This window comes from Azorhizobium oxalatiphilum (assembly GCF_014635325.1).
In the GTDB taxonomy this organism is placed as follows: domain Bacteria; phylum Pseudomonadota; class Alphaproteobacteria; order Rhizobiales; family Xanthobacteraceae; genus Azorhizobium; species Azorhizobium oxalatiphilum.
Genome location: NZ_BMCT01000001.1, coordinates 156,040 through 179,031, shown reverse-complemented (window position 1 = coordinate 179,031; position 22,992 = coordinate 156,040). Strand labels below are relative to the sequence as shown.

The window sequence follows — 22,992 nt, the reverse complement described above, 5'->3', positions numbered from 1 at the left end:
CGCCCGCAAATGGGGCCGGACCGGACAGGATCGACACATGAGCCACAGCAGCACGGCGCGCATTCCCACCCTCAAGGGCGACGGCTATCTGAAGCAGTTGGCCAAGCACTGGGGCCACAAGCTGGAGATCGCGCAGGCCGAGGGCACCTGCACCATCACCTTCCCGCGCGATCTGCACGGCGCCGACTGGCCCGGCCCCGGCGTCGTCACGCTCACCGCCGAGCCGGATATGCTGGTCTGCGACATCATCGCTTCCGCCGACGGGCAGCTGGACGGGCTGAAGGAGGTGGTCTCCTCCCACCTCGACCGCTTCGCCTTCCGCGAAGCCCCGCTGCCGTTCGCCTGGAGCTGAGGGCTTCAAGCCGGCACCAGCGTCTCGCTGAGCATCCGGCGCAGTTCCGGCAGGCAGGAGCCGCAATTGGTGCCCGCCTTCAGCGCCGTGCCGATGGCCGCCGTGTCGTGGCAGCCCCCCTTGATGGCGCCCTCGATGGCCCCGCGCGGCACGCCGAAGCAGGCGCACACCAGCGGCCCGCAGGCGCCCCCGCCCGCGCGGCCCGAGAGGATCGCGCGACGGTCGCCTTCCGGGATCTGCTCCGCCGCCAGCAGGCGCGCGAAGGCATCCCACGCCGGCGCCGTGCCGGCGGGCGCCAGAACGAGGGCGAAGGCGAGCGCGCCAGACGCGGTGAAGGCGGCGGCGCGATAATGTCCGCCCACCGGATCGGAGAGTTCCACGAGGCTTTCGGCGCACCCCGCCCCGGCCGCCAGCGCTTCGGCATATGCGCCCCATGCGGCGGGGTCGGCATCGCCCGCCAGCAGCCAGCCATGCCCGCCCTCCAGCCGCGCCCGCGCCCAGTGGAGGCCCGGCGGAGGTGAGAGCGGCGCGCGGGCGGAGAAGGCCGCACGGGCGATGAGGAAGCCGCGTGTTTCCGCCGCCACGGGCGCGAGGCGCACCGGGGTCGCCTTCAGGTCCGGCTGACCGGACACCGGATCGGTGAGCGGATGCACCAGCGCGCCCACGCGGGCATCGGAGGCGGTGGCGCCGCTCCAGTGGATGGGCGCGAACAGCGTGCCCGGCTTCTGGCCGGCATCCAGCCGCACCTCCAGCACCACGCGGCCATGGGCCGAGACGATCTCCGCCAGACCGCCCCCAGTGATCCCCGCCGCCGCCGCATCCTCGGGATGGATCATGAGGACGGGCGCGGGGATATGGCTGCCGAGACGCGGCGAGAGGCCCGTACGCGTCATGGTGTGCCACTGGTCGCGCACGCGGCCCGTATTGAGCAGCAACGGAAAACCGGGCGCGACAGGGGCCGGTGCCACCGGCGCGGGCGCGAGGAAACGGGCACGGCGCGAGGGCGTGAAGAAACCGCCTTCCGCGAACAGCCGGGCTGTGCCGTCCGGCCCTTCCGGCGTGGCACGCACGGGCCACTGCACCGGGGCAAGCACCGCATAGGCGGCGTCCGATACATCCTTGAGACCGGACAGGTCGAAATCGCGGGTGCCGTCATTCTCGAAAGCGGAAAGGGCCGCGTGCTCGCGGAAGATGGCGGCGGGCGTCTCAAAAGCGAAGGCCCAGCCATGGCCGAGCCTCTCGGCCACCTGAGCAAGCGCCCACCAGTCCGGCTTCGCCTCCCCGGCCGGCATGAGGAAGGGCCGCTGGCGGGAGATGCGGCGCTCGGAATTCGTCACCGTGCCATCCTTCTCGCCCCACGCCACCGCCGGCAGCAGCACATGGGGCGCGCAACCCGCCGTGTCGGTGCCGACCACATTCTCGGACAGGACGAACAGATCGAGACCCGCCATGGCGCGGCGGGCGGCATCCGCGCGCGGCAGGCTGACGGCGGGGTTGGTGCCCATGACCCACAGCGCCCTGATCTCGCCGCGCGCCATGGCGGCGAACATGTCCACCGCCTTCAGGCCCTCGGCCCCGGCCATGTGCGGCGCATCCCAGAAGCGGCGCACGCGGTCCACGTCCTCGGGTGCAAAGCCCATGTGGGCGGCGAGCTGGTTCGCCAGCCCGCCCACCTCGCGCCCGCCCATGGCATTGGGCTGGCCGGTGAGCGAGAACGGCCCCATGCCCGCGCGCCCGATGCGCCCGGTGGCGAGGTGGCAATTGAGAATGGCATTCACCTTGTCGGTGCCCCGCACCGACTGGTTGACGCCTTGCGAATAGCAAGTAACCGTGCGCTCAGTATTTCGGAACAAAGCGAAGAAGCGCGCTACATCCGCCTCGGGCAGGCCGGTGATGCGGGCGGTGGCGGCCGCATCCGGCGTCTCGGCGCGGGCGGCGGCCAGCGTCTCGCCAAAGCCCTCCGTGTGGCGGTCGATGAAGGCGGCATCGAGCGCGCCGGCATCCGCCAGATGCACCAGCAGGCCGGAAAACAGCGCGGCGTCCGTGCCCTGCGCCAGCGGCAGGAACAGGTCCGCCTCTTCCGCCGTGGCGGTGCGGCGGGGGTCGATGACCACGAGCTTCGTGCCGCGCGCCTGCCGCGCCGCCGCCATGCGCCGGAACAGCACCGGATGGCACCACGCGCTGTTGGCGCCGGTGAGGATGATGAGGTCCGCCTGATCCAGATCCTCATACGCGCCCGGCACGGTGTCCGAGCCGAAGGCGCGCTTGTGGCCGGCGACGGAGGAGGCCATGCACAGGCGCGAATTGGTGTCCACGTTCGCCGTGCCCAGAAAGCCCTTGGCCAGCTTGTTGGCGACGTAATAATCCTCGGTCAGCAGCTGGCCGGAGAGATAGAAGGCCACCGCCTGCGGGCCATGCGCCTCCAGCACGCGGCGAAACCCCTCTGCCACGCGGTCCAGCGCCGTGCCCCAATCGGTGCGCTGGAGGTCGCCGTCGCCCGCGCGCACCATGGGGTGCAGCAGGCGCGTCTCCAGCCCGATGGTCTCGCCCAGCGCCGCGCCCTTGGAGCACAGCCGGCCGAGATTGGCGGGATGGGCCGCATCGCCCTCGATGATCGCACCGCCCTGCCCGTCCGGCGTTGCCTTCACGCCGCAGCCGACGCCGCAATAGGGGCAGGTGGTGGAGGTGGCCTGAGGCACGGGGAGCGGGGCGTTCATGATGCTGCGCCGGGGCTCAGTAGACGTCGGCCTGATAGCGCCCGTTGGCCTTCAGCTCGGCCACGAAGCGCTTCGCCCCTTCCGCATCGCGCCCGCCATGAGCGGCGGCGACGTCCGCGATGGCATTCTCCACATCCTTCGCCATGCGCTTGGCATCGCCGCAGACGTAGAAGTGCGCGCCCTGCTCGAACCACGCCCACAGCTCCGCGCCGGCCGCGCGGATGCGATCCTGCACATAGACCTTCTCCGCGCCATCCCGCGACCATGCGGTGTCGAGCCGCGAAAGCACGCCGGAGGCCTGCATGCCGGAGAGTTCCTCGGCATAGAAGAAATCGGTCGCCGAGCGCTGATGGCCGAAGAACAGCCAGTTGCGGCCCGGCGCCTTGGTCGCGCTGCGCTCGTGCAGAAAGGCGCGGAAGGGCGCGATGCCGGTGCCCGGCCCCACCATGATCACCGGCCGCTCCGCATCCTCCGGCAGGCCGAAGCCGTGCGCCTTCTGCACATAGGCCTTCATGCGCGTGCCGGGTGCGACACGTCCGCCGAGATAGGTGGAGCACACGCCGAGCCGGGCACGGCCAGCATGGTCATAGCGCACCGCATCCACAGTGAGCGACAGTTTCCCGGGGGTGGCAACGGGGCTGGAGGAGATGGAATAGAGGCGCGGTTGCAGCGGCTCCAGGCACTCCACGAACGCCTCGGGATCAGGCCGGATGCCGGGAAACTTTTCCAGTGCCGCCAACACGTCGAGGTGCGTGGCATCGCCGTCGGGATCACCGCCATTGGCCAACGCCTTCGCCGTCTCCTTGCGGGCGCCGCCGGTGATGTAGGAGATGAGCGTGAACAGCGTATCGGGCGGGGATTTCAGGCACACGCCGTTGGTGAGCACCTCCTCAAGCGTGCGCTCGCCGATGGGGAAATCGGCCGGCGCATGGAGCGCCGCCAGCACGTCCGCCACGAGGCCGGGATCATTCACCGGGAACAGGCCGAAACTGTCGCCCACCTTGTAGTCGAGGCCGGAGCCCTCCAGATCGAAATCGATATGCCAGGTCTCCTTTTCGGAGCCCTCGCCATTCAGCCGCCAGCGGCCGAGGAAGGTGACGTCTGCCGGATTTTCCCGCGTGCCGGGCGTGGTGGCCACGGGCGCGACGGGAGCTGCCTCGGCGGCCGGGGCAGCGGCGACGGGGGCGCCGTCCAGCTCCGTCGCCAGCGCCTTCAGCATGCGCAGCGTCTCCTTGCCGCCGGGGGCGCAGAGATTGAGCTTGGTTTCGGTTCCCGCTGCGATGGCCTTGGAATAGCTCTCGCAGATATAGCCGCACTGGCCGCAATCCTGCTGCGCCATGGCCGCCATCATGCGGCGGGCGACGGGCCGGCCTTCCGCCAGCTTCATGCGCTCGTCCAGCGCCAGCGAGGCATCGTGCCACGGCGCGCCGTCATCCTCCTCGGCTGCGGCGGGCATCAGCGCCGCGCCCTCGGCGGGGGAGAGCGCCGTGGCCCCGCCCGGCACGTCGGCGGAGAAGACCCCGGCGAAGAAGCCGTTGAGCCACGCCCGCTGCTCGGGCGAGAAGGGGGCGTTCTCGGGCAGGAAGGGCACCATGGGGGGCGGCGATTGCAAGGTCATTCGGCGCGCTCCGGAACAGCGGCGACAAGGGTTTTAAGCGTTTCCGCCCCAAGGCGGCGGGTGAAGGCGGCGAAGGTCTCGCCCCCCTCGCGGCGGGCGGTCCAGCAGCTGAGCAGGCGCTCCACGAGGGCGGGGGCGTCCTCCGCCTTCACATTCTCGAACAGCTCCTGCGCGATGGCGGCATCCGTGCCGAAGCCGCCGCCCACAAGGATGGTGTATCCATCCACCGTGTCGCCCTCGTCATTGATCGGCACACGCGCGCCGATGAGGCCGATGTCGCCGATATAATGCTGGGCGCACGAGTTGTGGCAGCCGGTGACATGGATGTTGACCGGCGTATCAAGAGCCACACGCGGCCCGCAGTGCGCACCGATGGCCTTGGCGGTCGCCTTGGTATCCGCATTGCCGAAGCGGCAGCCCGCCGCCCCGGTGCAGGCGACGATGCCCGCCTGCAACACATCCGCTTCCGCCGTGAGACCGAGCGCGACGATCGCCGCCTTCGCCTCGGCCACGCGGGCGTCCGGGATGCCGGAGAGGATGAGGTTCTGCCACACGGTGAGGCGCACATCGCCATCGCCCAGCTGTTGCGCGATGTCGGCAAGGCCGCGCATCTGCCCGGCCGTGATGCGGCCCACGGGCACGCCGATGCCGATCCAGTTCAGCCCCGCCTGCTTCTGCGGGCGCACGCCGAGATGGGCCATGCGGTCCGCCTCCGGGCGCGGCTTCACGGCTTCCGAGGGCACGCGGGTGAAGGGCGCGCCGAGGCGCTCTTCCACGGCGGCCAGGAACTTTCCAAAGCCCCAGGCATCGAGCACATATTTCAGCCGCGCCTTCTTGCGGTCGGTGCGGTCGCCACTGTCGATGAACACGCGCACGATGGCATCGGCCACCTTCGTGGCATCCTCCGGGCACAGGATGACGCCGGTGTCACGGGCAAAATCCTTGTGGCCGGTGATGCCGCCGAGCGCGAGGCGGAACCACACGCCGGGCGCGACGCCGAAGCCGTCCAGCACCTCCACCGCCTGAAAGCCGATGTCGTTGGTGTCCTCCAGCGCGCCGATCTGGCCTGCGCCATCGAAGGCCACGTTGAACTTGCGCGGCAGGCCATACATGGTGCGGGTGTTGAGGATGTGGTGGTGCCACGCCTTGGCATAGGGGCGCGTATCCAGCAGTTCCTGCGGGTCGATGCCGGCGGTGGGCGTGCCGGTGACGTTGCGGATGTTGTCGCCGCCCGATCCCTTGGCGGTGAGCCCGAGATCAACCAGCTTTTCCAGCAGGATCACGCCATCGGTGGCGGGGATCTCGCGGATCTGGAGATTGGCCCGCGTGGTCACGTCCGCATACCCACCGCCGTGGATTTCGGCGATGTCGGCGAGGCCGCGCACCTGCCAGTGGGTGAGGATGCCGTTGGGCATGCGCAGGCGGCACATGAAGCTGTCCTGCGCTGGAGCCACGTAGAACAAACCGTGATACTTCCAGCGCAGGATGTCCGGCCCCTTGGGATAGACGCCCTCGCGCGCCGCCGCCTCCATGCGCGGCCAGGCATCGAGGCCGTTCTCCTCGCGCTTCGCCTTCTCCTCCGGGCAGAGCTTTTTGCCCTCCCCTTCCGTGCGCGCCATGGCCTTCAGGCTCGGGGCATCCGGCCCCTTGGGCTCTGCGGGCACCGCCTGCGCGGGCGCGCCCGGCCCGCGCAGGCGGGCGAGCTGCGCGCCGGAGACGAAGCCTTCGAGGTAACGCTTTTGATCGGCTGAAAAATCGCCGCCCATGATGTCTCTCCTCACGCGGCCAGCGCCGGGCGGCCGAAGGCCAGCTCGGTGCGCAGCTCTGCGATGGGTGTGCGGTTCGTGATGAGGTCGAGGTAATAGAGGCCGTCCGCCGTGTCGCCGAAGAGGACGGCGCCCTGAAGCACGCCGTCGCGCACGAACAGCCGGCGATAGATCTTCAGGCCCCGGTCGTTGAGCACGATGTCTTCCGTGCCCGTGCCCGAAATGTCTCCTGCGGAGAAGACGGGCACGCCCGAGACCTTGAGATTGGTGGAAACCGTGCTGCCTTCATAAGCAGCAGGGCGACCGGCGAGATGGGCGGCGAGCACGCGGGCCTGTTCATAGGCCGGGGCCACGAGGCCATAGGCGAGGCCGCGATGCTCGGCGCATTCGCCGAGCGCGAAGATGTCCGGATCATCGGTGCTGAGCCGATCGTCAACGATCACGCCGCGATTGCAGGCGAGCCCCGCCGCGCGGGCCAGGTCCGCATTGGGGCGCACGCCGCAGGCCATGACGATGAGATCGGCCTCCAGCAGGCGCCCGTCCTTGAGTTGCAGGCCCGTGGCGCAGGTTTCGCCGGTGACGGCTTCGCTGTGGGCGTTCAGCTCCACCGTGACGCCCTGCGCTTCCACCGCTTCGCGCAGCAGGCGGGCGGCGGTGGCATCGAGCTGGCGCTCCATCAGTCTGTCCATCACATGCACGAGGGTGGTGTCGACGCCCGCACCCGCAAGGCCGGTGGCCGCTTCCAGCCCCAGCAGGCCGCCGCCGATGACCACGGCCTTCACGCCGGGCCGCGCCGCCTTGAGCAGGGCATCAACATCGGCCAGATCACGGAAGGTGGTGACGCCGGGCAGATCCGCGCCCGGCAGCGGCAGGCGGATGGGGTGGGAGCCGGTGGCGAGCACGAGGCGGCTGAAGGGAAGGCGCTGCCCGTCCGCCAGCACCACCGCGCGGGCGGCGCGGTCGATGGCGGCGGCGGGGGTGCCATAGAGCAGGGTCACGCCCTGCGCGCGCCACCAGCCCGCGGTCTTCAGCTCGGTGTCGGCGGCGGGCATGCGCCCGGCCAGCACCTCGGAGAGCAGCACGCGGTTGTAGGCGAGCGTGGGCTCGGCCCCCACCACGGCCACCGCATGGCGACCGAGGGCGCGGGCGCTCAGCTCCTCGCAGAGCTTTGCGGCGGCCATGCCGTTGCCGATGATGACCAAAGGTTCGCTCACCCCTGCCCTCCCCTTTTCCTCAGGCCACGGGCACGGCGGCGTCTTCCGCCGCTGCGATCATCACGCCCGAGAGCAGCGTGTAGGCTTCCGCCCATGCCGCCTTCACCTCGGGGGTGAAATCCGGGCCGAGGCCCTGTTCCAGCGTCCAGAGCAGCGCCGCGCCCACGGGCGCGTAATGCTCTTCCCTCACGCCATAGGCGACGTGCCGGCGCGCCAGAACCTGCGCGGCGGGCACGATGGCCTCCAGCCGGGTGAGGCCGTTCACCACCACGGCGAGGGTCGCCATGAGCTTCTTGCCCTGCTCGGCGATGTCGCCCTTGAACAAGGGCTTCACCTCGGGTGCGATCTCGAACAGGCGGCCGTAGAACAGGCCGGCGGCGGTGTCCGCGATGGGCACCACTTTGGCGAAGGACGATTGCACCAGTTCCACTTGGCTCGGGGTCATCTGGACCTCCTGGCTGGGCGAAAGAGATTGGCTGGGCGAAAAATCGGGGTGAAACGCGACGCGACCAGAACCCTGGGCTGCCGGGAAACCCGCACGAAGCGCGCGGTGAGCCGAAGCTCACCGCGCGACGATCAGGCGGCTTCCACGAAGCGGTGGCGCTCGTGCAGGAACTTCAGCACCGCCTCGCGGGCCTTCAGGTACGTGGGGTTGGCCACCAGTTCGAGGCGCTTGCGCGGACGGGCCAGATCCACCTCCAGCACCTCGCCCACATAAGCGGAGGGGCCGTTGGTCATCATCACGATGCGGTCGGAGAGCAGCACCGCCTCGTCCACGTCGTGGGTGATCATGAGAATGGTGTTGCCCAGCGTGGCGTGGATCTGCATCACGCTGTCCTGCAGATGGGCGCGGGTGAGCGCGTCCAGTGCGCCGAAGGGCTCGTCCAGCAGCAGCACCTTGGGCTCCATGGCCAGCGCGCGCGCGATGCCCACGCGCTGCTTCATGCCGCCGGAGACTTCCGCCGGGCGCTTGTCCTTGGCATGGGCCATCTGCACCAGTTCGAGATTGTGCAGGGTCCAGGCGTGGCGCTCGGCCCGCGATCTCGTGCCGGAGAACACCTTGTCCACCGCGAGGCGCACATTGTCATAGACCGTGAGCCACGGCAGCAGGGAATGGTTCTGGAACACCACGGCGCGGTCCGGACCGGGGCTGTTGACCTCGCGACCATCGAGGATCACGCCGCCGGTGGTGGCGGTGGTGAGCCCCGCCACGATGTTGAGCAAGGTGGACTTGCCGCAGCCGGAATGGCCGATGATGGAGATGTACTCGCCCTTGGCGATGTCGAGTGTCACCTCGCGCAGCACTTCCGTAGTGGCTGCACCGCGGGAAAAGGTCTTGCCGATCTGGCTGAGCTCGAGATAAGCGGGCATGAATTCCTCCCTCTCAGGACGCTGCGGTGCCGCGGGTGACGATGCCGGCGAGGCCGGCCACGAGACGGTCGAGCACGAAGCCCACCACGCCGATGTAGACCAGCGCCACGATGATGTCGGGCAGGCGCGAGGAGTTCCACGCATCCCAGATGAAGAAGCCGATGCCGACGCCGCCGGTGAGCATCTCCGCCGCCACGATGGCGAGCCAGGAGAGGCCGACGCCGATGCGCAGGCCGGTGAAGATGTAGGGCGCCGCCGAGGGCAGCATGATCTTCCAGAAGAATTCCAGCGGGTTCAGCCGCAGCACCTGCGCCACGTTGCGATAGTCCTGCGGGATGTTGCGGATGCCCACCGCCGTATTGATGATGATGGGCCAGATGGCGGTGATGAAGATGACGAAGATGGCCGAGGGGTTGCTGTCGCGGAAGGCGGCCAGCGCCAGCGGCAGCCACGCCAGCGGCGGCACCGTGCGCAGCATCTGGAACAGCGGGTCGAGGCCGCGCATGGCCCAGACTGACTGGCCGATCAGCGCGCCCAGCAGCACGCCCACCACGGCGGCAAGGCCAAAGCCCACCGCCACGCGCTGGAGCGAGACCAGCACGCGCAGGCCCAGGCCGATGTCCTGCGGACCTGAGACGAAGAAGGGATCGACGATGAGATCCCTGGCCTCAAGCCAGATACGGCTCGGCGGCGGCAGGGTCGCCGTCGGGCTGGCGCAGAGCATCTCCCACACGAGGAGCAGCAGCGCGGTGACGATGACCGGCGGCAGCACGCTGACAGCCGTCCAGCGCACCGCCGCCATCAGGCGGGCGGTGGCCGGCGGGCGGGCGGTCTTCAGGCGCACCACCTTGGCGGCGGGGGCGGCCGTAAGCCCAGCGCCTTCGGGGCGCCGCTGCGGCTCGGCCTCTTTGAGAGCGGTGACGGACATGGGAGGCTCCCTTGCGAGCGGGCGTCAGACTTCGACGCGCTTGATGCCGAGGCTTTTGAGGTAGGCGGTGGGGTTCGCCGGATCGAAGGTCTTGCCGTCGAAGAAGGTCTCCACACCGCGCGACGAGGAGGCCGGAATATCGGCTGAGGCGACGCTCAGCTGCTTGGCGGCCTCGCGCCAGATGTCATCGCGGTTCACCTTGTCCACCAGCCCCTTGATGTCGGTGGAGGGCTCGAACTTGCCCCAGCGGATGTCCTCGGTGACAAACCAGGCATCGTGGCTCTTGAAGGGGTAGGAGGCGTGGTCCTGCCAGAACTTCATGAACTGCGTGGTGCCCTTCTCCACGCGGCCGTTGCCGTAATTGATGTCGCCCTTCAGGCGGCCGATGATGTCGGCCACCGGCACGTTGAACCACTGGCGCTTGCCGACGATCTCGGCCAGCTCCTGCTTGTTCTCTTGTCTGTCGCACCACTGCTGGGCTTCCAGCACCGCCATCACGATGGCGCGGGTGGCGTTGGGGTTCTTGTCCACGAAGTCGGCGCGCATGCCGAGCGCCTTCTCGGGATGGTTCTTCCAGATCTCGCCGGTGGTGCAGGCGGTAAATCCGATACCCTGATTGACCAGCTGCTCATTCCACGGCTCGCCCACGCAGAAGGCGTCCATGTTGCCCACCTTCATGTTGGCCACCATCTGCGGCGGCGGCACCACGATGGTGGAGACGTCCTTGTCCGGGTCGATGCCGGCGGCGGCCAGCCAGTAGCGGATCCACAGATCATGGGTGCCACCGGGGAAGGTCATGGCCACCTTCACCTCCTTGCCCTCGGCCCGCTTCTTCGCGAAGGCGGCCTTCAGGGCAGAGGCATCGGTGGTGGGCTTCAGATCCTTGTATTCGTTGGAAACGGAGATGGCCTGCGCATCGAGGTTCAGGCGCGAGAGGATGTACATGGGGGTGGGCGCGTTGTTCTGCGTCACCTTGCCGGTGGAGATGAGGTAGGGCATCGGGGTCAGGATGTGCGCACCATCGATGCCGTTGGCCGCCCCACCCAGCACGAGATTGTCGCGGGTGGCGCCCCACGACGCCTGCTTCACCACGTCCACATCCGGCACGCCATGCTTGGCGAAGAAGCCCTTCTCCTTGGCGATCACGAGGGGCGAGGCATCGATGAGGGCGATGTAGCCGAGGATGGCCTTGGTGGTCTCCGGCGCCGCCGCATGTGCGGAGGGCACGCCACCGGGGAAGGCCATGCGCACGGCATCGAACAGGGCGGCCGTGCCGAGCGCCGCCGCGCTGCCCTTCAGCAGGGAGCGGCGGGAGACGCCTTTGGGCGTCCCGGCGGCAACGGGAGACGTCAGGGCCGGCTTCTGTTCGGACGCATCGCTCATCTGTGTTCCCCTCAGGTGTTCGGTCGGTTCGGATCGGGATGACGGGTGCCGGAAACGAAAAAAGCCGCAGACAGCTCGACGGCATCCTGTGCCATCGGTGTCAGCGGCTTTGCTGCGGGCCCCGTCATTGGGGCGAAATGTCTGGCACCAGTCAGCGTCGACGGTGCACGCCCTCCTTCATACAAGAGGCGTGCCAACTGCGACCCGGCGCTATGGAATTGCAATCATTCAAGAAAACAGATGCCCAATTTGCAGGCACCTCAAAAAGCGTGCACGTTTCCCGCCCAGACCACGCGCAACTGCCCGTGTTTTGTGCGCTGCGACAGGGACGATCGCGGTCCGGGCGGGGCGATTTTCAGTGCGATGCCGGCATCCGGGCGCCGTCCTTGTCGTGCTGGCCGAAGCGCTCCACCAGCGTGGCGCTGGCCTCGTTGAGCCCCAGAACGACAACGCTGGCCCCCGCCTGCCGGAACTTCAGCACCGCCCTGTCCAGCGCGGCGATGGCGGTGATGTCCCAGAAATGCGCATGGGTGAGGTCGATCACCACCTCGCGCGGCTTCGCATCGAAGTCGAAGCCGGCGAGGAAGGTGTCGGAGGAGGCGAAGAAGATCTGCCCCGAGACGCGATAGAGCACGCGGGCCTCTCCCTCCGGGTGCGCCTCAACGCGGGCGAGGCGAGAGACCTTGCCGGCGAAGAACACGCCGGAGAGCAGCACGCCCACCAGCACGCCCTTGGCCAGATCCTGCGTGCCCACCACGGTCGCCACCGTGGCCAGCATCACCAGCGAGGACGAGGGCGGATTGCGGCGCAGATCGAGAATGGAGCGCCACGAGAAGGTGCCGATGGACACCATGATCATCACCGCCACCAGCGCCGCCATGGGGATGATGCGCACGAGATCCTGCAGCGCCACGATCAGCACCAGCAGGAACACGCCGGCCACGAAGGCGGACAGCCGCCCGCGCCCGCCGGAGGAGACGTTGATCACCGACTGGCCGATCATGGCGCAGCCGCCCATGCCGCCGATGAGCGCGGAGGCGATATTCGCCGCGCCCTGCCCCACGCATTCCTGGCTCTTGTTGCTGGGGGTGTCGGTCATGTCGTCCACGATCTGCGCGGTGAGCAGGCTCTCCAGCAGGCCCACGGCGGCGAGCGTGACCGAATAGGGGAAGATGATGCGCAGCGTCTCCCAGTTGAGCGGGATGTCCGGCAGCGCGAACACCGGCAGGCTTGAGGGCAGCGCGCCGAGATCGCCCACATGGCGCAGATCCATGCCGAAGCCCCACGCCGCGGCGGTGAGCACGGCGATGGCCACCAGCGGCGAGGGGATCGCCTTCGTCAGGCGCGGGAACAGATAGATGATGGCAAGTCCCGCCGCGATCATCCCGTAGGTGGCGTTGGGCACGTGCATCAGCTCGGGCAATTGCGCCATGAAGATGAGGATGGCCAGCGCATTGACGAAGCCGGTGATCACCGAGCGCGAGACGAAGCGCATCAGCCGCCCCACCTTCATGATGCCGGCCACGATCTGGATCAGGCCCATGAGGATGCTGGCGGCCAGCAGATATTGCAGGCCGTGGTCGCGCACGAGGGTGATCATCACCACGGCGGTGGAGGCGGTGGCAGCCGATATCATGCCCGGCCGGCCGCCCACGATGGCGGTCACGCAGGCGATGGCGAAGGAGGCATAGAGGCCCACCTTCGGGTCCACCCCGGCGATGGCGGAAAAGCCGATGGCCTCGGGGATGAGCGCGAGGGCGACGACGATGCCGGAGAGCACATCGCCACGGATGTTGGAGACCCAGTCACGGGTGTAGGAACGCAGAAAGGTCATGAGGTTGAGGTGTCCGCAAGGTGACGGCCGCGCGCGCCCTGTTCAGAAGGGGAGCGGAGAAGGGGCCAATGTCATGTTGCGTTGTCCGGCGGGTCGGCGGCCGGAAGAGCCACCCGGATTTTCACCGGGCTCCTGACGAATGGTCTTTCGTTACGGGACAATTGCCGGCCATGCAACGGCCTCCCGCCGAACGGGCGACATTTTCCGGCCAGACATTCCCTTGGGGAATATCCATCTGCGGACCTCTGCCGTCGCCGACGGCCAGCAGCAGAAATAAATCGAAAGACACCGCGGGCGCACGCTTGCGTCTCTCTTGCGTCATGCTGCATTCTTGACTGCCGCTCAACGCTCCGGAAGGGTTCTTCCGGTTCTTTTTTCCCGGCAGCAATGTATTTTCATTCCAAGGTAGAAAGATAGCATGTCCACGAATACTGATCCGTCCTCGGGCTATGCCGTCACTCCCGCCGCGCGGGATGAAGCCCTGCGCAACATCGTCATGATCACCTACATCCTTTATGTGGTGGGCTTCTTCGTCGGCATCACCATGCTGGTCGGGCTGATCGTGGCCTATGTGAAGCGCGGCGATGCCGCCGGCACCATTTACGAATCCCATTTCACCTGGCTCATCCGCACGTTCTGGATCGGCCTGCTGCTGTCCGTCATCGGGCTGATCACCAGCTTCATCCTGATCGGCATCCCGATCCTGATCGCCACCGGCATCTGGAGCATCTATCGCGTGGTGAAGGGTTTCCTCGCCTTCAACGATCGCAAGCCCATCGCGGCGCCGGCCGCCTTCTTCTGAGCGGCACCGAAACTTGATCGAGCGGGGCGCCCATGGGCGCCCCTTTTCGTTTGCCGGCCACCCGCCGCCCACCCTCATGGGAAAAGCCCCGCCGCTGCGGCAATTGTGCTTCCCAAATACCGCCTCCGCGCAAGCGTACGGGGGTAAATTGCCCGCCGAGCCTCAGCTTTTCCTTTCCGGGCCAATGGTCTAGAGCCGGAGAATGGGCCTGGGGCGGGCTGAGCGCGCGGGAGACGGCGAATGGGTAAAATCCGGTCCTGGATCAGCGGATTCGTCTGGGGCGGCATGATCGGTGCGCTGGCCACGGTGGCTGTGGGCGTATCGGTGGTGCGACCGGACCTCTGGCAGAAGCTGAGCGTCGAGAAGATCGAGCGCACCATCAATCGCGAGATCCAGTCCACCAAGCAGCGCCTCATGTCCGAGACGCCGCTGACGCCGCCGGCCAACATTCCCTCAGCCCCCGCACCCACGCCCGGCCAGAGCCGCGTTCTGGTGTCCAACGTCACCACCGCCACCGCCATCGAGCAGAACTTCGCCCCGCCGCGCGCCTTCTCGGCCGGCGACAGCCTCGTCATCCGGGGCACCAACAGCTCCAGCGATGCGCTGGAGCTGGACCTGCGCATCGACGACAGCGCCTCCAAGGACTGGAGCTCGCGCCATGGCGGCATGAACGTGGTGATGCCCGGCCCGTTCGAATGGGTGGTGCCCTTCCAGGGCCTGCTGACGCAGGACAAGCGGCCGATGGATCTGAATGCCATCACCCGCATCATCGTCTTCACGCCCGAGAACCTGCCCCCGGCGCAGATCGCCAGCATCGCGCTGGAAGCACGCGCGGGTCAGGCGCTCTCGCCGACGCCGGCCGCCGCCTCCAGCTCCGCCGGCACCGGTGACGTGCTGGCCTCCGGCACCACCACCGCCCCGGCCATCGAGAAGTATTTCACCCCGAGCCGCGCCTTCCGCGCCGGGGACAGCCTCGTCATCAAGGGCACCAATCCCACCAATGGTCCGCTGGAGCTGGACCTGCGCATGGATGACACCCAGTCCAAGGACTGGGGCTCGCGCTTCGGGGCGGTCAACAATGTGCCGCCGGGACCGTTCGAATGGGTGATCCCGTTCCAGAACCTCGTCACGCCCAGCAAGCGGCCGCTGGATGCAAACCTGATCACCCGCATCATCATCTTCACGCCGGAGAATGCTCCGGCGGCGCAGGTGTCGCGGGTATCGGTGGAGGCGCGCGGCGGCACAGCCGCAGCGCCGGCCAGCCCGGCGGCTGCGGGCATGAACAGGACACTGGCGGCGAACACCAGCACCGCCACCGCCATCGAGCAGAACTTTACGCCCTCGCGCGCCTTCAGCTCCGGTGACAGTCTGGTCATCAAGGGCACCAACCCCACCAACGGCCCGCTGGAGCTGGACCTGCGCATGGATGACACCCAGTCCAAGGACTGGGGCTCGCGCTTCGGCGCGGTGAACATGCTGCCGCCCGGCCCGTTCGAATGGGTGGTGCCGTTCCAGAATCTCGCGACCCCGAGCAAGCGCGCGCTGGATGCCAATGCCATCACCCGCATCATCCTGTTCTCGCCCGAGAACGCGCCCCCGGCCCAGATCGCCAGCATGGCGGTGGAGACCCGCATCGGCCAGCGCGCCGCCGCGCCTTCCAACGAGGTGAAGATCGGGCAGGCGTGGCTGAAGGGCGCCTCCACCACCGCCGAGCAGGACTTCTTCCCGCCCATCGCCTTCGGGCAGGAGCAGGAGCTGGTGGTGACGGGCACCAATCCCAATGCGAAGCCCATCACCGTCTATCTGCGCATCGATGACGTGAACTCCAAGAACTGGAATTCGCGCGTCAACACCACCACCACCGTGCCGCCCGGCCCCTTCACCGTGCGCTCGCCCATCTCCTCCTGGGTGACGCCCGGCAAGACCCGGCTCGACCGCACGCAGGTCTCGCGCATCGTGGTCTCCGTGGGCGACGGCGAGGGCACCATCAAGCTCGGTGACGTGCACGTGGCGGGCGGGCATGTGCTGCCCAACGGCGCCATCGGCCTGCGCTTCGGCCCGCCGGAGGTGAATGCCCCCGGCTTCGAAACCGTGACCAAGGATGACAAGCGCCTCGGCGCCCCGGCGCGCGATCTGGTGCGCACGCAGAATGATCCGCTGCTCTCTTCCGGCCTCAACGGGGTGAAGACCATCACCGTGCCGTGGGACAAGAGCCCCACCGCCACCGTCTCGCTCTGGACCGAGGATCAGGGCGAGTGGGAATACATGCCCCACTCGCTGCACCGCTCCTTCATCATCAACGGCAAGGTGGCGCTGAAGGAAGATTTCTCGCCGGACGAGTGGGTGGACAAGGTATTCCACCGCGACCTCTGGAAGGAGGCCATGATCGACGGCGATCCGTGGGCCGTCTATGCCAGCCGCCGCGCCGGCCTCGTCACCGCCACCGTGCCGGTGATCGACGGCAGGATCACGGTGGACATCTCCTCCGACCAGCCGCCGAACGACGGCTATATCGCCGCCATGGTGATCGAGCCCGGCACCAGCACCGCCGCCGCGGACGCGGTGGAGCAGTGGCGCCGCGAGCGCTATGCGGAGCGCTGGCCGCTGGTGGACAAGCCGGTGGACCCGGCGCTGGCCAGGGGCATCACCCTGCGCGTCCTCCCGCCCGGCACGAAGCGGTCGCAGCATCCGTTCTGGGACCCGAACCTGCCCACCACCGCCGCCTTTCGCGCGGCGCGGGGACAGGTGGTCTCCGTCGATTTCCTCGCCTTCTCCGATCAGGAGGACCTCACCCCCAAGTCCACCCTCTCCATCGGCGGCGGCATCAAGGGCGACCTGCGCTGGGGCAAGTGGACCTACATGCGCCGGGGCGTGGGCGAGAATGCCCTCGCCATCACCTCCGACGTGCTGGAAGGCGACATGCGCATGATGCGCATCGCCAAGGGCGTGCCGCGCCGGATCAACGCCTCCTTCACCGTGCCCGACACCGCCAGCGGCACCGTGCCCGTGGACCTCACGCTGACCATCGCCGGGCAGGAGGTGAAGGCCAGCGTGAACGTGGAGGTGATCCCCTTCACCCTGCCGCCCACCTCGACGCCCATCGGCTATTACATGGCCGCGCCCAATCCGGACGTGTGGTTCCCGCCCTCCACCCAGATGTCCGACATGCAGATGGGCTGTGATCTGCGCGCCCTGCGCCGCTTCGGCCTCACCGGCCTGTCGCCGGACTTCGTGGTGCCGACACAGGAGCGCCGCGAGCGCTATCTCGCGCAGACGCGCCTTGCCCGCGATGCCGGCTTCTCCACGCCCTTCTTCGACTATGTGTCGGTGAAGCTGCTGGTGGACCGCGTGGGCATTCAGGGCATGGGCGAGAACATCGCGGCGCTGGTGGCAGCCCTCAACGCCGCCGGTTTGCCGCAGCCGCTGTGGTCCATCGCCGACGAGCCGCAGAACCTCGCCAATCCGGCGGCGGACCTGAAGCGGCTGCGCGATGCCATCAAGCTCTATGTGCCCAACGCCAACATCTCGGGCCAGCTCAACGACCCGAAGGACAAGCCCTTCCTGCCGCTGTTCGACACCGTGCTGGTGAACAACGGCTATGGCGTCTCGGCGCAGGGCTTTGCCGACATGAAGGCGCAGAACATCGCGCCCTGGATGTACAACATGCCGGATCTGGAGGCCGCCGCCGGCTTCCTGCTCTGGCGTGTGGGCGCGCAGGGCTACATCCAGTGGCACGCCCGCGCCGCCACCGCCGACCCCAGCGACCCCACCGACGGGCGCGAGCCGGACTTCATGTTCCTGCCGCTCACCGCCGACCGCTGCCAGCCCACCGCCACCGTGGACGCCATGGTGCTCGCCACCTCGGACGGCATCATGGATCTGCGGATGCTCCAGTGGCTGGATGGCCGCGCGGCCACCGACGAGAAGGCCAAGGCCCTGCGCGACGAGATCGCCGCCGCCATCCCGGCGGACTGGGAAGCCTATGCGAAGGCGAAGCCCAACCTCGCCCCGCTGCGCAGGAAGCTCATGGACTATGCGGCGTCGGTTTCGACGCCGTGAGGCAGATGCGTCTGCGGAGAACGCGGCCTGTATCGCCTTGTCATGCAACGTCATGACCACAGAAGACCGTCATGCCCGGGCTTGTCCCCGAAGTCGGATGTTTCCGACTTCGGTTCCCAAGTGCGGAAGTCGGCAAAAGCCGGCTTCCGGGCATCCACGTCGGGCCGACGGTGCGGACCTCTGGAGACTGTTCCTGGCCGCTGGGCGTGGATGCCCGGGACAAGCCCGGGCATGACGTTGCCCTTGTGGGGAGAGGGCGCGTACCGCCTGACCTTCAACGGTCACTGGACACCCCCACGGCTGCCACATGCGCCGCCCCAATGAGGCGGGCGGGCGTGGATAAGGGCAGGCGTAATCGAGAACGCCTATAGAAAAGGCTTGCCAGCCGGGCCTCAGGTTCGTGCACACTCATCACCGAAGCGGCCGGGGTTCCTTGATCCCCGCCGCTTCGCCCCTCGGGTGATCACGGACCTCCATGACCAACGACCTCCAGCTGCGGATCGTTATTGTCGATGAAAGCCCGGTACGCGCGGCGATCCTCAGCGAGGGGCTGAAGGAGGCCGGCTACGTCAACGTGCTGCTCATGGAGGGGCGGCACAATCTGCTCGAGCGCATCTATGCCATCGACCCGGACGTGATCCTGATCGATCTGGAAAACCCCAGCCGCGACGTGATCGAGCAGATGCTCCACGTCTCCCGCGAGGTGAAGCGCCCGGTCGCCATGTTCGTGGACCAGACCGACGGCCAGACCATCGAGCAGGCCATCGAGGCGGGCGTGGCCTCCTATGTGGTGGACGGCCTGCGCAAGGACCGGGTGAAGCCCATCGTGGAGACCACCATCTCCCGCTTCCGTGCCTTCGCGCGCCTGCGCGCCGAGCTGGAGGAGGCCAAAAGCCAGCTGGAAGAACGCAAGGTGGTGGACCGGGCCAAGGGCCTGCTCATCAAGATGAAGGGCATCACCGAGGAAGAAGCCTACAGCCTCCTGCGCCGCACGGCGATGAACGAGAAGAAGCGCATCGTGGACATCGCCCAATCCATCATCACCGCCGCGGAGCTGTTCAAATGAAACGGCTGTCCATGGGGTTCATCCCCCTCACCGATGCCGCCGTGCTGATCGCCGCCGCCGAGCGCGGCTTCGCCATGGCCGAAGGCATCGAGATCGAGCTGCACAAGGAAGTCTCGTGGGCCAACATCCGCGACAAGGTGAATGTGGGCCTGCTCGACGGCGCCCATATGCTCGGGCCGCTGGCCATCGCCTCCTCGCTCGGCCTCGGCCATGTGCGGGTGCCCCTCGTGGTGCCCTTCGCGCTGAACCTCAACGGGTCGGCCATCACGCTGGCGAAGGACATCTATGCCGCAATGGGCGAGACCGGGGCGGACCTCTCCTCGGCGCCCGCCGCCGCGCAGGCGCTGGGGCAGGTGGTGGCGGCGCGGCGGGCGCGCGGTGAAGACCCGCTCACGTTTGCGGCGGTCTACAGCTTCTCCACCCATAACTATCTCATCCGCCACTTCCTGAAAGCCGGCGGCATCGATCCTGACCGGGACGTGCGCCTCGTGGTCATCCCGCCGCCCTTCATGGCGGAGAGCCTGCGCAACGGGCTGATCCACGGCTTCTCCGTGGGCTCGCCCTGGAACAGCGTGGCGGTGGATGCGGACGTGGGCCGCATCGCCGCGCTGGGGGCGGAGATCTTCGGCTGGGTGCCGGAGAAGGTGCTGGGCGTGCATGCCCGCTTCGCCAATGCGGAGCCGGAGGTGCTGCACAGGCTGGTGCGCGCGCTGCACGCCGCCGCCGCCTGGTGCGAGGACCCCGCCAATCATGCGGACCTCGCCCGCCTGCTCAGCGAGCCCCGCCATCTCTCCCTGCCCGCCGACGTGCTGCGGCGAACTTTGGACGGGCGCCTCAACACCGCCCCCGGCGGCGCGCTGCGGGCGCATCCGGATTATCTCGTCCTGCATCGGGATGGGGCCAACCGGCCCGATCCCGAGCATGCCTTGTGGATGTATCACCAGATCGTCGCCGCCCATCAGGGCGAGTGGGCGCCCGATGCGGCGCGCGAGGCGATCTCGGTCTACCGGCCGGACATTTTCGACGCGGCCGTGGGTGCCACCCCACCCGCCCCGGCGCACAGCCCGGACTGCGTGGCGACCCAGTTCGGCCCGGTGTTCGATCCGGCGCGGTTCATGGAGACGGGGGAGTAGGAGAGAGGGCTCAGCGCCTGCCTCGGCTGCCTGAACAGAAGACCGTCACCCCAACAGTAGATTGTCATCCCCGGACTTGATCCGGGGATCCACGTCCATCCGCCGGGAAGGCGTTACGCCCCATGGCGCGCAGTAGCCGTTCGCATCATCGCCATCCGCTCCACTGTCGGCCCGACGTGGATGCCCGGATCAAGTCCGGGCATGACGATGCTTTGCTGCATTAAGGTCCGGTGCAAGGGTCGGACGAATGGAAGGGAAGGCAAGCGCGGCTGCGTCAGTCGCGCCGATAGGCCGTCCCACGCTCAGCCCTCGTCTTCCTCGTCCCCGTTTTCCCCGTCATCCTCGTCCGGCATCAGTTCGCGCAGCACCTGCGCGGCGAGCGTCCGGGTGACGGGGCGGTGGGCGGCGAGCGCGGCGCGGTCGATGGCTTCCACCACCGTCTGCGCGCCCTCCACCGTGCGCTCCATGCGGCGCAGCAGGAATTGCACCGTGGTGTCGTCCACGGAGATCTGCCGGTCCGCGAACAGCTTTACCAGCACGGCGGCCAGCAGCGGATCATCCGCCTCCAGAATCTCGAAGGTCGGCAACGCGCGCAGGCGCGAGGCGAGGTCGGCGGTGTTCAGCTTCCAGGCGGACGGCATGGAGCGCGCCGTCATCAGCACATAGGCCTGCGTCTCACGGGCGAGGTTGAGCAGGTGGAACAGCGCCGCCTCGTCGAATTCGCCGGGCACGAGGTCTTCCACCACCAGCGCGCCATCGGCCAGCGCCTCGGGCACGCCCGCCCGCACCAGATCGCGCGCGAACACCGTGCGGGCGCCGGAATGGGCGGCGAACACGCGGGCCAGATGGCTCTTGCCGGTGCCGGCCGGCCCCACGAGGCAGACCACGCGGGCCGTCCAGTCGGGGAAGCTGTCGATCAGCTTCAAGGCCGCCGCATTGCCGGGGGCACCGAGGAAATCCTCGCGCTGCATGGCGGCGGCCGCCGGCAGATCGAGGGGCAGCTGGCGGACTTTGGTGTCTCGGGTTGTCATGCTGTCAGGTCGGGTCTGCGGCCCGCTCCTCGGCTGGCTGTTCGCCGCCGGTATAGAGCGTCGAGTGGAAATACTGCCGGAAGCCGAAGCGCACCAGCACGCCCACGGCGGCGGTGAGCGGCACCGCCAGCAGCAGGCCGACGAAGCCGAACAGATAGCCGAAGGCGAACAGGGCGAACATCAGCCACACCGGATGCACGCCGATGCTGTCGCCCACCAGCTTCGGCGAGAGGATGTAGCCCTCGATGGTCTGGCCGGCGATGAAGATGGCGAAGATGATGCCGATCATCCCCCAGTCCGGGAAGAACTGGACGATGGCCACCCCGATGGCGAGCACGAAGCCGGTGAGCGAGCCCACATAGGGAATGAAGGTGATGAGGCCCGACACGATGCCGATCAGCAGGCCGAAATTCAGCCCCGCCATGGAAAGCGCCATGGCGTAATAGCTGCCCAGCAGCAGGCAGACGAGCCCCTGCCCGCGCACGAAGCCGGCCACCGCATTGTCCATCTCGCGGCCGAGCCGGCGCACGGCCGGGCGCTGGTGAAGGGGGATCCAGCTATCCACGGTATCCACCATCGCGTCCCAGTCGCACAGCACGTAGAAGACGATGACCGGCGTGATCACCATCAGCGCGAACACCGAGAGCAGCGCCTGCCCGCCCGACCAGAGCGAGGTGATGGAGCCGAGCAGATAGCTCACCCCCTGCGACATGAGATCGGAGATGGAGCGCTGGATGTCCGGCAGGCGCGGCCCCAGAAACTGCTCCACCCACTCCCGGTTTTCCTCGGTGGCGAGGCGCTGGAGGCGGGCCACGTAGCCCGGCAGGTTCTGGATGAATTCGAACAGCTGGGCGGAGAAAATGGGCAGCACCACCAGCAGCAGCATCACCACGATGAGCACCAGCAGGCCTACGAGGGCGAGCGTCGCGGGCACGCGGCCGATGCCGATGCGGTTGGCCCGGCGCACCAGCGGATTGAGGAAATAGGCGATGGCCGTGCCGACCACGAACGGCAGCAGGATGGCGCGCAGGACCCACAGCACCAGCACCAAAGCGACAAGCGCACCAATCCAGAAGCGCAGCTGCACCTGAAGCTTCATCGCGCGCGTTCCCCTGTCAGCAGTGCCATCACCCCTGGCTGTTCCCTGCCCCCTGCGGAAGCTCAGCGCGCCATGTGGCGCGTCCATGCGGCGAGATAGGCAGCCGCCGAAAGGCCCGTCAAGACCCCGACCGCCACCAGCCCCAGCGCGTAGGGCTGCTCCCACTCGAAGGCAAAACTCTCCCGCGCCAGCACCAGCGCGGCGAAGGCGATCTGCGCCGCCGTATTGACCTTGGAGATCACCAGCGGCTGGATCGCGATGGGGCGGGCCATCAGCGTGGACAACACGATGGCGCCCACGATCATCACGTCCCGCGACACCACGGCGATGGCCACCCAGCGCGGGATATCCCCGCTGACCGCCAGCGCCACATAGATGGACACCAGCAGCGCCTTGTCGGCCAGCGCGTCCAGATAGGCGCCCAGCTCCGTGCGCAGGTTGAAGCGCCGCGCGATGAAGCCGTCGACGGCATCCGACACGCCGGCCAGCAGGAACAGGGCGAAGGCGAGCTTCGGCTCGCCGGCCGAGATGGCCCATATCACCACCGGCACGGCGATGAGCCGGCCGAGGGTGATGATGTTGGGCAGGTTCACGACCGGAACCTCCGGCCTCTGCCGGC

17 protein-coding genes and 1 other annotated feature are annotated in these 22,992 nt (G+C 68.1%); of the genes, 5 read left to right on the top strand and 12 right to left on the bottom strand.

Annotated features, from left to right (window positions below; all coding sequences use genetic code 11):
- The first annotated feature begins 37 nt into the window (after window positions 1–37).
- Complete coding sequence (locus tag IEW24_RS00870) at window positions 38–352, top strand: DUF2218 domain-containing protein (RefSeq protein ID WP_188574522.1); 315 nt, start codon at window positions 38–40, stop codon at window positions 350–352.
- A 5-nt stretch (window positions 353–357) separates the two neighbouring features.
- Here the strand turns inward: IEW24_RS00870 and IEW24_RS00865 are convergent, their stop codons facing one another.
- From IEW24_RS00865 to IEW24_RS00825, 9 genes are all read right to left on the bottom strand, one after another.
- Entirely contained in the window at window positions 358–3,069 is a 2,712-nt protein-coding gene (locus IEW24_RS00865) for a nitrate reductase (protein WP_188574520.1), read from the bottom strand.
- 16 nt (window positions 3,070–3,085) lie between these two features.
- Complete coding sequence (locus IEW24_RS00860) at window positions 3,086–4,687, bottom strand: sulfite reductase subunit alpha (protein ID WP_188574518.1); 1,602 nt, start codon at window positions 4,685–4,687, stop codon at window positions 3,086–3,088.
- On the bottom strand, window positions 4,684–6,453 hold the full coding sequence (locus IEW24_RS00855) for a NirA family protein (RefSeq protein WP_188574516.1): 1,770 nt from the start codon (window positions 6,451–6,453) through the stop codon (window positions 4,684–4,686). The genes IEW24_RS00860 and IEW24_RS00855 overlap by 4 nt, the downstream gene beginning before the upstream one ends.
- An 11-nt stretch (window positions 6,454–6,464) precedes the next feature.
- On the bottom strand, window positions 6,465–7,667 hold the full coding sequence (locus tag IEW24_RS00850; RefSeq protein WP_188574514.1) for an NAD(P)/FAD-dependent oxidoreductase: 1,203 nt from the start codon (window positions 7,665–7,667) through the stop codon (window positions 6,465–6,467).
- 19 nt (window positions 7,668–7,686) lie between these two features.
- A complete protein-coding gene (locus tag IEW24_RS00845; protein ID WP_188574512.1) occupies window positions 7,687–8,112 on the bottom strand; it encodes a globin family protein in 426 nt (141 codons plus the stop codon).
- A 131-nt stretch (window positions 8,113–8,243) separates the two neighbouring features.
- Window positions 8,244–9,038 carry an ABC transporter ATP-binding protein gene (locus IEW24_RS00840; protein WP_188574510.1) on the bottom strand — a complete coding sequence of 265 codons (795 nt, stop codon included), beginning with the start codon at window positions 9,036–9,038 and terminating at the stop codon, window positions 8,244–8,246.
- A gap of 13 nt (window positions 9,039–9,051) precedes the next feature.
- Window positions 9,052–9,966 carry a nitrate ABC transporter permease gene (ntrB, locus tag IEW24_RS00835; RefSeq protein WP_188574508.1) on the bottom strand — a complete coding sequence of 305 codons (915 nt, stop codon included), beginning with the start codon at window positions 9,964–9,966 and terminating at the stop codon, window positions 9,052–9,054.
- Window positions 9,967–9,990: 24 nt separating this feature from the next.
- On the bottom strand, window positions 9,991–11,349 hold the full coding sequence (locus tag IEW24_RS00830) for a CmpA/NrtA family ABC transporter substrate-binding protein (RefSeq protein ID WP_188574506.1): 1,359 nt from the start codon (window positions 11,347–11,349) through the stop codon (window positions 9,991–9,993).
- Window positions 11,350–11,704: 355 nt separating this feature from the next.
- Window positions 11,705–13,183 (bottom strand): SulP family inorganic anion transporter, encoded by a 1,479-nt coding sequence (locus IEW24_RS00825; protein WP_188574504.1) that lies wholly within the window; start codon window positions 13,181–13,183, stop codon window positions 11,705–11,707.
- A gap of 79 nt (window positions 13,184–13,262) precedes the next feature.
- Window positions 13,263–13,318, bottom strand: a sequence feature (sul1 is cis-regulatory element that is thought to sense ions involved in sulfur or methionine metabolism; They are found in Alphaproteobacteria).
- A 283-nt stretch (window positions 13,319–13,601) separates the two neighbouring features.
- Between IEW24_RS00825 and IEW24_RS00820 the strand changes: the two genes are divergently transcribed.
- From IEW24_RS00820 to IEW24_RS00805, 4 genes are all read left to right on the top strand, one after another.
- Entirely contained in the window at window positions 13,602–13,985 is a 384-nt protein-coding gene (locus tag IEW24_RS00820) for a DUF4870 family protein (protein WP_188574502.1), read from the top strand.
- Between the two features lie 240 nt (window positions 13,986–14,225).
- Window positions 14,226–18,044 carry a hypothetical protein gene (locus tag IEW24_RS00815; RefSeq protein ID WP_188574500.1) on the top strand — a complete coding sequence of 1,273 codons (3,819 nt, stop codon included), beginning with the start codon at window positions 14,226–14,228 and terminating at the stop codon, window positions 18,042–18,044.
- A gap of 475 nt (window positions 18,045–18,519) precedes the next feature.
- Window positions 18,520–19,110 (top strand): ANTAR domain-containing response regulator, encoded by a 591-nt coding sequence (locus tag IEW24_RS00810; RefSeq protein ID WP_188574498.1) that lies wholly within the window; start codon window positions 18,520–18,522, stop codon window positions 19,108–19,110.
- Window positions 19,107–20,243 carry a CmpA/NrtA family ABC transporter substrate-binding protein gene (locus tag IEW24_RS00805; RefSeq protein ID WP_188574496.1) on the top strand — a complete coding sequence of 379 codons (1,137 nt, stop codon included), beginning with the start codon at window positions 19,107–19,109 and terminating at the stop codon, window positions 20,241–20,243. Before IEW24_RS00810 ends, IEW24_RS00805 begins: the two co-directional genes overlap by 4 nt.
- 302 nt (window positions 20,244–20,545) lie before the next feature.
- On the opposite strand, the gene IEW24_RS00800 is transcribed toward IEW24_RS00805, so the two are convergent.
- From IEW24_RS00800 to IEW24_RS00790, 3 genes are all read right to left on the bottom strand, one after another.
- On the bottom strand, window positions 20,546–21,274 hold the full coding sequence (locus IEW24_RS00800; RefSeq protein ID WP_188574494.1) for an HdaA/DnaA family protein: 729 nt from the start codon (window positions 21,272–21,274) through the stop codon (window positions 20,546–20,548).
- 4 nt (window positions 21,275–21,278) lie between these two features.
- Window positions 21,279–22,373: an AI-2E family transporter gene (locus IEW24_RS00795; RefSeq protein ID WP_188574492.1), complete on the bottom strand. Its 1,095-nt coding sequence runs from the start codon at window positions 22,371–22,373 to the stop codon at window positions 21,279–21,281.
- Between the two features lie 62 nt (window positions 22,374–22,435).
- Window positions 22,436–22,966 (bottom strand): CDP-alcohol phosphatidyltransferase family protein, encoded by a 531-nt coding sequence (locus tag IEW24_RS00790; RefSeq protein ID WP_373869991.1) that lies wholly within the window; start codon window positions 22,964–22,966, stop codon window positions 22,436–22,438.
- Window positions 22,967–22,992: the final 26 nt, after the last annotated feature.